This window comes from Luteimonas sp. TWI596 (assembly GCF_039674105.1).
GTDB lineage: Bacteria > Pseudomonadota > Gammaproteobacteria > Xanthomonadales > Xanthomonadaceae > Luteimonas.
Map to the genome: position 1 here is coordinate 56,863 of NZ_JBDJMU010000019.1, position 10,145 is coordinate 67,007.

Below are 10,145 nucleotides of genomic sequence, written 5' to 3' on the forward strand. Positions count from 1 at the left end.
CGTCCCGTGCAAAACGCAGGAGCTTAGCAAAGCGGCCCGATGGCCCCCGGCCTGCCAGCCGGTATCCTAGGCGGATGTTCCCGCTTCCCGATTCCGGCGCGTCCCCCGCGCGTACGCCGGCGCAAGACGCACTCGGTGTGCTCCAGCGCGTGTTCGGCCATGCCGCGTTCCGCGGCGAGCAGGCGGCGATCGTCGAACACGTCGCCGCGGGCTTTGATGCCCTGGTGCTGATGCCCACCGGCGGCGGCAAGTCGATGTGCTACCAGGTCCCTGCCCTGCTGCGCGACGGCGTGGGCATCGTCGTCTCGCCACTGATCGCGCTGATGCAGGACCAGGTCGATGCGCTGCTGCAGTCGGGCGTGCGTGCGGCCTACCTCAATTCCACGCTCGACGCCGAGACGGCGCAGCGGGTCGAACGCGAACTGCTGGCCGGTGAGCTCGACCTGCTCTACGTCGCGCCCGAGCGCCTGTTGACCCCGCGCTTCCTGTCGCTGCTCGACCGCGCCCCGTTGGCGCTGTTCGCGATCGACGAGGCGCATTGCGTCTCGCAGTGGGGCCACGATTTCCGCCGCGAGTACCGCGAGCTGACGATCCTGCACGAGCGCTGGCCGCAGGTGCCGCGGATCGCGCTGACCGCGACCGCCGACCCGCCGACCCAGCGCGAGATCGCCGAGCGCCTGCAGCTTGAGGACGCGCGCCGGTTCGTCAGTTCATTCGACCGTCCCAACATCCGCTATACCGTCGTCCAGAAGGACAACGCCAAGCGCCAGTTGCTCGACTTCCTGCAGGCCCATCGTGGCCAGGCCGGTATCGTCTACTGCCTGTCGCGGCGCAAGGTCGAGGAGACCGCCGAGTACCTGGCCGGCCAGGGCATCGACGCGGTGCCCTACCACGCCGGCATGGATGCCTCGCTGCGCGCGGCCAACCAGCGCCGCTTCCTGCGCAGCGAAGGCGTGGTGGTGGTGGCGACGATCGCCTTCGGCATGGGCATCGACAAGCCCGATGTGCGCTTCGTCGCGCATACCGACCTGCCCAAGTCGATCGAGGGTTACTACCAGGAGACCGGCCGCGCCGGGCGCGACGGCGAGCCCGCCGAAGCCTGGATGTGCTACGGCCTGGGCGACCTGGTGCTGCTGCGGCAGATGATCGAGCAGTCCGACGCGGGCGACGAGCGCAAGCGCCTGGAACACCGCAAGCTCGATGCACTGGTCGGCTATTGCGAAACCATGCGATGCCGGCGCCAGGTGCTGCTGGCGAACTTCGGCGAGGACTACGCCGGCACCGGCGAAGGCCGGGCCTGCGGCAACTGCGACAACTGCCTCGATCCGCCGGCAGCCTGGGACGCAACGGTCGCCGCGCAGAAGGCGCTGAGCTGCGTGTACCGCAGCGGCCAGCGCTTCGGCGCCGCGCACATCGTCGACATCCTGCGCGGCAGCGACAACGAGCGCATCCGGCAGTTCGGCCACGCGCAACTCAGTACCTACGGCGTGGGCAGCGACCTCGACGCCCGCGCCTGGAAGGCGGTGCTGCGCCAACTCGTCGCCCACGGCCTGCTCGAGGTCGATGCCGAGGGTTACGGCGGACTGCGCCTGACCGAGGCCAGCCGCGCGGTGCTCAAGGGCGAGGAGCGGGTGATGCTGCGCAAGCCCACCGCCGCTCGCGAGCGCGGGCGCACCGCACGCGCGGTGGCGACGGCCGACATCGAACTGGCCCCCGTCGACCGCCCGCTGTACGAGGCCCTGCGCGCGCTACGCGCCACGCTCGCCCGCGAGCAGAACGTGCCGGCGTACGTGATCTTCCACGACGCCACCTTGCGCGAAATCGCACGCCAGCGGCCGCTGACGCTCGGCCAACTCGGGGGGATCGGCGGCGTCGGCGCGGGCAAGCTCGAGCGCTACGGCGACGCCGTACTCGAGACCGTGCACGAAGCCGGCTGACGCCCTCGGCTCCGTGACCGCAGGGTCCCGCGGCCACCGGGCCACGGGTCTCCGCCGATTCGGCGCGCCCGTCGCGACGCCGCCCTGTCGCGTGCTGCTCTACGGCGTCGCGGTCACGACACAACTGAAGCCGATTTCGAGCTGTCCGCCCACCGGCAACGTCGGGACGACCAGACCAGCATTCTGCAACGCCCCGATCGTCGGCGATGCCGGGCAGACGGCGCCACCGCTCGCGCTGCACGACACCACGGCCGCGCTGCAGTCCAGGCCGGCGACGGCGGGATCGCGAATCACCGCGCCACTGCCGTCCACGCCTGCAAGATGCGCCGCCGTCAGCGTGAAAGCAACGTTACCGCCCACTGGCACATTCGTGGCCGACGCGGTCTTCTCGATCGACAGATCAAGATCGTCGTCGAGCAACGTCCACGTGGCTTGGGCGATCGCGGCAGCGCCGCACGCCTGCGTGGAGCTGAGCAGATAGTCGTCGGGACTCGGTTGAAGGCTCAGTTGCACGGTCCGGCTGCCGTCGATGATGGCATTGCCCAGCGACGTGAGGCCGAGTGGCATTGCAACGTCTCCATCGTAGGTGCCCGCGGGAATGAACACGCTGAACGTATTGGAGCCGGTCGGGGTCGTGAAATCGGTCCCCAGCACGGCGGTACCGCCGGTGACCGAGACCACGATGTTCAGGTCGTTGTCGAGTGTGCCGACGACCCGCAGTTCCGGCAGACCTGCGCTGGTGCCCTCTACGGTCTCGAACCCAGTGCCCGTCAACTCGATGAAGGGCTTGAGGTAGACCTGGATGTCATCAAGGAAGTTGCCGGTCGTCGCCGCACCCGACAGCGCTTCGAAGCCGATGTTGGTGACACCGCCCGCCCCGCTGTAGGGGAAGCTGCCGTTGTAGTCGCGCCACCCATTGGGCCCGAGTACTGACGTCGCGGTGCCCTGCGATGTGGAGAGGACGCCACCGCCGCCGTTGTTGGTGGTGCCCACCTGCACGATCGGTGCGGTGCCGAGCAGGAACGCCATGCGGTCCTGGACGGTGGCACTGCTGCGCCCACGATGACTGAACTGCCAGCGCACCACGTCGCCGGGGACCAGGCAGACGTTCTGCGAGATACGCGACAGCTGCTCGGCGTTGAGCTCGGCCAGCTGTGAACCACTGCGTGCATTCACCGTCAGCCCGCCGTTGGTCCGCGGGGTGCGCCACAACTCGAGAATGCGCGCCTGCTGCCCCGCAACGAAACCGGCCGGCGGCACACAGTTGCCGACATTCTCCTGGTTGTGCAGCCCGTGGCTCGTCGTCCAGCCGGGCACGAACTGCTCGCCGATATACACACGGCAGCCCGCAGTCTGCAGGTTCGGCTGCTCGAAGCTCAGATTGATGAAGCTGCGCTGCACCGCATTCACTCCCACCTGGGCGGATGCTTGCGGCATGGCGACGGCCGCGAGCGCGGCTGTCAGGGCGGCGCCCAGCAGGGAGGCGCGGCGCTGGGTGGAAACTGTGGCGTGGCGATCTTTCATAGTCGAACCTTTGCTCATCGGTGCGGTCAGCCTGTGCTGCTTCTTTTAGTAGCTGCCCACGAAGTTGACGAACCAGCCCCGGTGGTCGTAATCGAAATCGGTGAGGTCGTCGGTGAAGTCGGTGAAGTTGTAGCCGGCGCCGATGCGGAAGTTCCGACCGATGTCGCGATCGAGCCCGGCCATCCAGCCCTTGCGCGTCCCGCCGTCCTTGACGTCCAGCCAGCGGTACTCCGCCATCGCGTGCCAGCGCTCAATCAGTTCGTAGCGGACCTGGCCCGCGGCGAACGTGGTGGCCGAATCGAACCAGGCGCCGGTGCCGCGACCGAAGCGCACGTCGCCCTCGCGCCGAGCCAGCTTGCCGGCGAACTCCCAGTGATGATCGAGCCGATACACGCCTTCGAGCGACAGCACCTGCGTGCGTTGATCGTACTGCGCGCCGCCGAGCTGGCCCAGCGTCGCCAGGTCGTAGAGATAGGTGTAGCGACCGAACAGGCCCCAGCGCGTGCTGTTCCAAGGGCGGTATGCAAAGCCGAGATTGCTCTCGATGAACTTGGCGCTGGCGAGCGGATTCAGATCGTCCTGGGTGTCGGCGTAGTTGAAGCGTGCGGCAATGCGCCAACTTTCGTTGAGCTTGTGGGTCAGGCGATGGGTGGTGACCCACTGCGTGATCCGCTCGGCACCGGTGTCCTCACGCCACTCCAGCTTGCTCTGCCAGCTGGTGTCGCCGGAGGTCCGCCCGCCGCTCAGGCTCACCGCGCGCCGGTCGACCTGGCCGCCGTCACTGTTGGTCAGTTCGCCGTCGCTCAAGGTGAAGCCAAGGTTCCAGCCGTAGGCCGGGAAGAAATCCATGCCGTAGGTATGGGCCAGGCCGCTCTCACGCCGGCTCTTGAGGAACTGGCTCTCGTTGAAGAGATTGACCTGGTTGGACAGGCGCCAGCGCTGGCCCAGCGTCCAACCGTTCTGCGCATTGGGGTTGAACAGCGGATCGTAGTCGCTGCGGTCGGTGGAATAGGTATAGGCCCCGTAGAAACTGTGCTGCGGCGACAGTCGATACTCGGCATCCACGCGTGCGGCGTCGCCGCGATCGCCCGTGGTCAGTTCCGCGCCCACGGTGGAGAGATTGGCGAAGTTGTAGCGCCCCCCCAGCGTGAACGCATCGTTGTCCGCGTAGCGGCCGCTGTCGTCGTCCAAGGTCAGCTGCGCGGTGCCGTAGACATCCAGCGCAGTGCCGAAACGGCGGGTGTAGCGCAACGCACCGAGCAGACCTGCTGCGTCAAAGGAGCCGCGCGCCTCCTCGACCCGCCGCAACTCGAATGCGAGCGCATCGGCCTCGCCGATCCGCCACTCGGCATTGGCCTGGGCCTGGGTGAGGCTATCCGCGTTGCGCTCGGCCCGGCTGTAGCGCGCATAGACGCCCACGTTGGCGCCGAACTGGCCCAGCACCTCCGCCCCGTACTCCTCGATCTGCGCACCGGTATCGAAGCGCGAGATCGAATAGCCCGCGTCGACCTGGCGCCACCACGCACCCGCGCTCCACGGCTGCTCGCTCCAGCCAAGCTCCTGGAAGTTCGCACGGGCTTCCAGCGCAGTTGCCTCGCCCTCGCGGGATCCGCTGGGGTTGAGCCGGCTGAAGCTCAGGCCGCCGTTGTCGGAGAAGAACACCGGTGCGCTGGTCGATTCGGTCCGGCTGTGCTCGAGCTTGAGGTAGGTGCCCTTGCCGGCCTGAAGCGTGACGTCGGCCGACATCAGCGAGTAGTCCTCGCCGGCACGGTTCTCGTCGACGTAGGTCAGGCCGATGCCGAGGTGATCGCCGAACCAATGCTTGCCGCGCACGCCGGCGGCGATCTCGTCGGCGTTGAAATCGTTCGGTACCCACTCGTAGTCCACGATCAGCCGCTGCTCAAGACCGTCGAGCGGCGCATCGCGCGTGAGCGTCGGCATGTTCTGGCGCGTGATCTGGGCCAGCGCTCGGGTCAGCAGGATGCGGCCCTGGAGCTCGTCGATCTCATAGTCGGCGCCACGCAGCAGTACCACCCGCTGCTCGACCCGACCGGTGGTCCGGTCACGCACCTCCAACACCACCTGGTCGGAACCGGGCAGCACGTCGGTGTGGCGCAAGTAGTACAGGCTGCCGCCTGTGCCGATGAACTCGCTGTGGCCCGGCGCGGTCTGCGCTTCGGACGCGAACGCCCGGAACTGGGTGACCGGATCGCCCCAGGCATTGGCACCACGCGACCGCCAGTTCAGCGCCGCGCCGTAGAGCGAACGGACGTACTGGCCGTACTCGGTACCGGTCAGGCCGGTGCTGAAGTTGCCCCACAGCGCCTCGTTCTTGTCCCACTCGGCGCGCAGGTAGAAGCGCCCCATGGTGTCGACATCGCGCCAGACACTCGAGTCGTCACCATAGGTCGGGTAGTACAGATCCGGGTCGAGACGACGGAACACGTCCTGCGGATCGGCGGACGTGAAGCCGTCGAACAGATCCTGCAGCGGACGGTTCTGGGTATCGGCCTGTGCGGTGATCAGGTACTTGCCCTGGGCCTTCGCCTTGAGATAGAAGGCCAAGCGGCCGTCGCTGAGGATGTCGTCCTCGCGGCCTGCCATGGCCAACGAACGTCCGGGCCCGCTGGCCTTGTTCTGATACACCGTGACATCGGCCAGGCCCACGCCGAAGAAGTAGCGACCGCTGACGTCGACCTCCAGCGCACGCTGCAACGGCGGCTCGCCCTCCGGCGCCTCGAGGCTGATGTCGAAACGATGGTGGCCGATCGGCATCAGGTACTCGGCGACGAACTTGCGTTCGAGATCGACGGGGTAGTTCTCGCCGTTGATGCGCAGGCCGTAGCCAACAGGCAGGTTGCGGCCCTGCACGCGCACCCGCGATCCGTAGATCGGGATGTTCTGCTGGCGCAGTCCGTTACCGGCGAAGACGTCGTCGATCAGAGCCTGATTGCGCGCCTGCTCGCTGCCCAGCGCAGTGCCGAGTGAACGCTCGACTCCGTCGCGCAGTCGCTGGATGCCGCGCTCGGCCTCGTCAGGGCGCACCAGTTGCAGCTTGCGAGGCGAGGTCTCGTCGAAGTTGCCCGCGGTGTCGTAGGCACGCAGGACGTACACCAGTTCATCGCCCGTCCGGAGCGCCAGGCCCGCCGGCAACGCGCCATCCCACTCGCTCTGCGAGACCGCTTCGACCGGCAGCCCGAAGCGGGCGACCGGCTCGACCAGGTCGGCATCGTTGCCCCGATAGAGCGTCAGCTCGTATCGCTCGACGAACGACACATAGTTGCTGCGGACGAAGAACTTGACCGGCTCAACGATGCGCCCCGCATCGAAGGCCACCATCGCCGGGGCCGACACCGTCAGCTCGGGCGCCCCCAGGCTGGGGTCCTCGGTGGCCCAGACCACACCGCCACCGGGCAGTTGGGCAGAGAAGGCACCGCGAACGGTTGCGCGGCCGGGCTCGTCCAATGCGATGGACACCCGGCGGTCGGGCTGCAGCGCCTCCGACGACGAGCCCGCGTCGGTGTCGACGGTCACAGGCTGGTCGAAGCTGCGCGTGCGCACCCGGAACACCAGGTCGCCAGATTCTGTGGTGCAGGCGCCGTCGTCGCAGTCCATCGCAGGATCCGTCGCAAGCGCCGCCGGCCTCGGCTGCCCCAGGACGGCGGAACTCATGCCGGCCAGGATGCCGATCAAGGCGGTATCGAGCAGTTTCATCTTCATGATCCAGCTATTCCTCACTTGCGCTCTGCATCGATCGGCGCCGCCGGGTCGGCGCTGGCTTCCACGCGGACCTTCTGTCTGGTCTGCGCAGGCAATCGCGCCGCCAGCGCCTGTTGCACCGCAGTCGCGCGGCGCAGACCCAGTGCCGTGTTGTAGGCGTGCGATCCGCGGACGTCGGTGTGGCCGACGAGCACCACAACGCCGCCACCGAGCGCCTCTAGACGCCGGGCGACCTCGTCGAGCAGCGCGCCGAACTCCGGCCGGATCTCGGCGCGATCGGTGTCGAACAGCACAGTTCCGAGCAATGCGCCCCTGGCATCCACCCCGGCCACCAGCGCATGCGGGTCGTCCACCACGGTGCGCAGCGCAACCGACAGGCCCGCCTGCGCTTCCGGCCCGACCCGCGCCTGAAGCACGTCGCGTACCGCTGCCGCACGGGCGAACGCCAGCGCGTCGTTGCCGCCTTCGGCGACGATCGAGACATCGCCGCCGCGGTAGCGCTCGACCTGTTCGGCCATCCGCTCGATCGCCGGCAACCACATCGCGCGGACCTCCGCGCTGCCGGGTGCGAAGATCACCTCACCGAGCTCCAGATCGATCCGCTGCTCGCCTCCGGGTATCTGCTCGACCGGCAGACGCACACCGAAATCGAAGCGCACCGGCAAGCCAGGCGTGACACGCCGTACCAGCGGGTTCGCCGTGGTGAACTCCGTGCCCGGCGGCAACGTGGCCGGATCGACCTTCAGGATGAAGTTGCGGCCGTGGCGCCAGTCCCCGCCTTGCACATCGGCCAGGTGATAGCGGCCGTACTGGTCCGTCTCGATCAGCAGACCCTCCACTGACGCGATCCGCACGCCCGGAATGCCGCGCTCATCGATGCCGTGGTTCTCGATGATGTAGGCCACTTCGTAGCCGTTCTCGACCGCCGATACGCGGCGCGTCACCACCGGCTCGGCGGCATTGAGCCCCTTCGCTGCCTCGCCCTCGCGCTCCACGCGGGTCGACCCATCGGCCGCCATGCGCACGGTGACGCCCTGCCCACTGACCAGGACGAAGTCGTCGCTGAAGTCGGGCGCGGTCAGCCGCTGGCGGATGATCACGCGATGGGCCTCGGCCGGATCGCCCAAGGACTGCCGGGCCGAGATCGCACCGACCTCGATGCCGTGGAGCAGCGGCGCGCTGGCATCGGCGAGCGGCTGCGGGCCATCGCCGCGGTCGATCGTCGTGGAGCCGGCGACGTACAGGTCGGGCGGGAAGCCACCCTGCACCCGCACACCGGACAGATCCGCGCGGTCCTGCCAACCGTCACCGTCGCGATCGTCGAACACGGTGCCGAAGACCAGGCTGTCGTCGAACAGAGGGTCTGCATCCAGTGACACCTGGGCGGTCGCCACGTTGGACACCGGCGTCCCGTTCACGTCCACCGCGACTGCTTCGTTGATGTGCACGCCCTGCCGTACGCCAGCGCCCACGCGCAGCAGATACACGATGGTGGCGCGCTCGCCGACGGCAATGTCGACGCCGCCGATACGCAGCGGGTGCTGGCCGGTGAGAGTGAAGGCACCATCGCGATCGGCGACCGCCATGGACCCTTCGACGTAGCTGAAGCCCGCGGGCGGCGTGTCCACGACGATGCCGTCGGTCACGTTCACCACACCCACGTTCTCCACGGTCACGGTGTAGCGCACCAGATCGCCGATCTTCACAGTCCGGCTACCCACAGCCTTGCTGATGCGCAACTGCGCCTTGTCGGACACCTCGTGGCGGGTCTGGCAGGTGGTGCACTCGGGCTCAGAACCACCGCCCTCGTTCACATAACCACCCGACACCCGGTTCTCCACAGCGCCGATCGCATCGGCGGTCACTGTTGCCGGATACACAAAGGTGTAGGTGCCCGGCACGGTGCCGGCGGGCAGCATGCAGACCACGTTGCCGCCCTCGGCAACGCAACCCGTCGGCAGCACGCCCACGGCCAGACCCGGCCCGGGCGTATCGGACAGCCGCATATCCGCGAGCGTGGCCGAATTCGCAACCTCCACGGTCAGCGTGTACTCGATGACATCGCCGACCTGCACTTCCTGCGCCTCGCCGGGCGTGGCGTGCTTGGCGATGCGCACGCGCGGCTCCGCCAAAGGATGCTCGGTGCTGCATGCGCCGCACGTCGGGGGAGGACCACCCTCCCCGGTGCCGCCGGTGGCCGTCACGACGTTGCCGACGGTTCCGGTGGCGGTGCTGTCCACGGTGGCCGTGTACGTCAGCGCATAGCTGCCCGGCAGCGTGCCGGCCGGCAAGGTGCAGGTCAGCGCGCCCGTGCAAGTGAACGCACCGGCATCGGTCACCTCGCCGAAGCTCAGACCCGCGCCAAGCGTATCGGTCAGCGTGAGCGTGTCGAGGGTGGCCGAGTTGGCGACGATAGCGGTCAGCGTGTAGACGAGCACATCGCCTGCGCGCACTTCCGCACCGCTCCCTGGCTCAGAGGCCTTGGCGACCTCGATCGTCGGCTGTTCGACTTTATGCTCGGTCTGGCAGGTGGTGCACACCGGCTCGGGGTCGTTGCCGCCGGTCGGCGTGGTCGCCACCACAACGTTACCCAGCGTGCCCGTCGCATCCGCATTGACGGTTGCGGTGTAGGTCAGCGTGTAGACACCCGGCAGCGTGCCGGCAGGCAGCGTGCAGGTCAGCGCACCGGTGCAGGCGAACGCGCCGGCATCGGTGACCGCACCAAAGGTCAGACCTGCGCCAAGGGTATCGGCGAGCGTCAGCACTTCGGTCGTCGCCGAATTCGCGACCGTCGCGGTCAGCGTGTAGGTCAACGTGTCGCCAGGCGACACCTCGCTGCCGGACGCCGGGTTGGAGGTCTTGCTCACCGTGATCGACGTGGCGACGACAGGATGTTCGGTCTCGCAGGTCGTACAGACCGGATCGGGATCGTTGCCGCCAGCCGGGTTACTGGCCACGACGACG

The 10,145-nt window shown here is 68.1% G+C and carries 4 protein-coding genes; 1 reads left to right on the top strand and 3 read right to left on the bottom strand.

Features of this window, described 5'->3' with window-relative positions; genetic code table 11:
* Positions 1–74: 74 nt before the first annotated feature.
* Complete coding sequence (gene recQ, locus ABE487_RS14140) at positions 75–1,937, top strand: DNA helicase RecQ (protein ID WP_346447237.1); 1,863 nt, start codon at positions 75–77, stop codon at positions 1,935–1,937.
* Between the two features lie 99 nt (positions 1,938–2,036).
* Here the strand turns inward: recQ and ABE487_RS14145 are convergent, their stop codons facing one another.
* From ABE487_RS14145 to ABE487_RS14155, 3 genes are all read right to left on the bottom strand, one after another.
* Positions 2,037–3,479 (bottom strand): hypothetical protein, encoded by a 1,443-nt coding sequence (locus ABE487_RS14145; RefSeq protein WP_346452301.1) that lies wholly within the window; start codon positions 3,477–3,479, stop codon positions 2,037–2,039.
* Positions 3,480–3,506: 27 nt separating this feature from the next.
* Positions 3,507–7,181 carry a hypothetical protein gene (locus ABE487_RS14150; RefSeq protein WP_346452302.1) on the bottom strand — a complete coding sequence of 1,225 codons (3,675 nt, stop codon included), beginning with the start codon at positions 7,179–7,181 and terminating at the stop codon, positions 3,507–3,509.
* A gap of 14 nt (positions 7,182–7,195) precedes the next feature.
* Positions 7,196–10,145 (bottom strand): isopeptide-forming domain-containing fimbrial protein (locus ABE487_RS14155; RefSeq protein ID WP_346452303.1); only part of this gene is annotated, 2,950 nt, incomplete at its 5' end.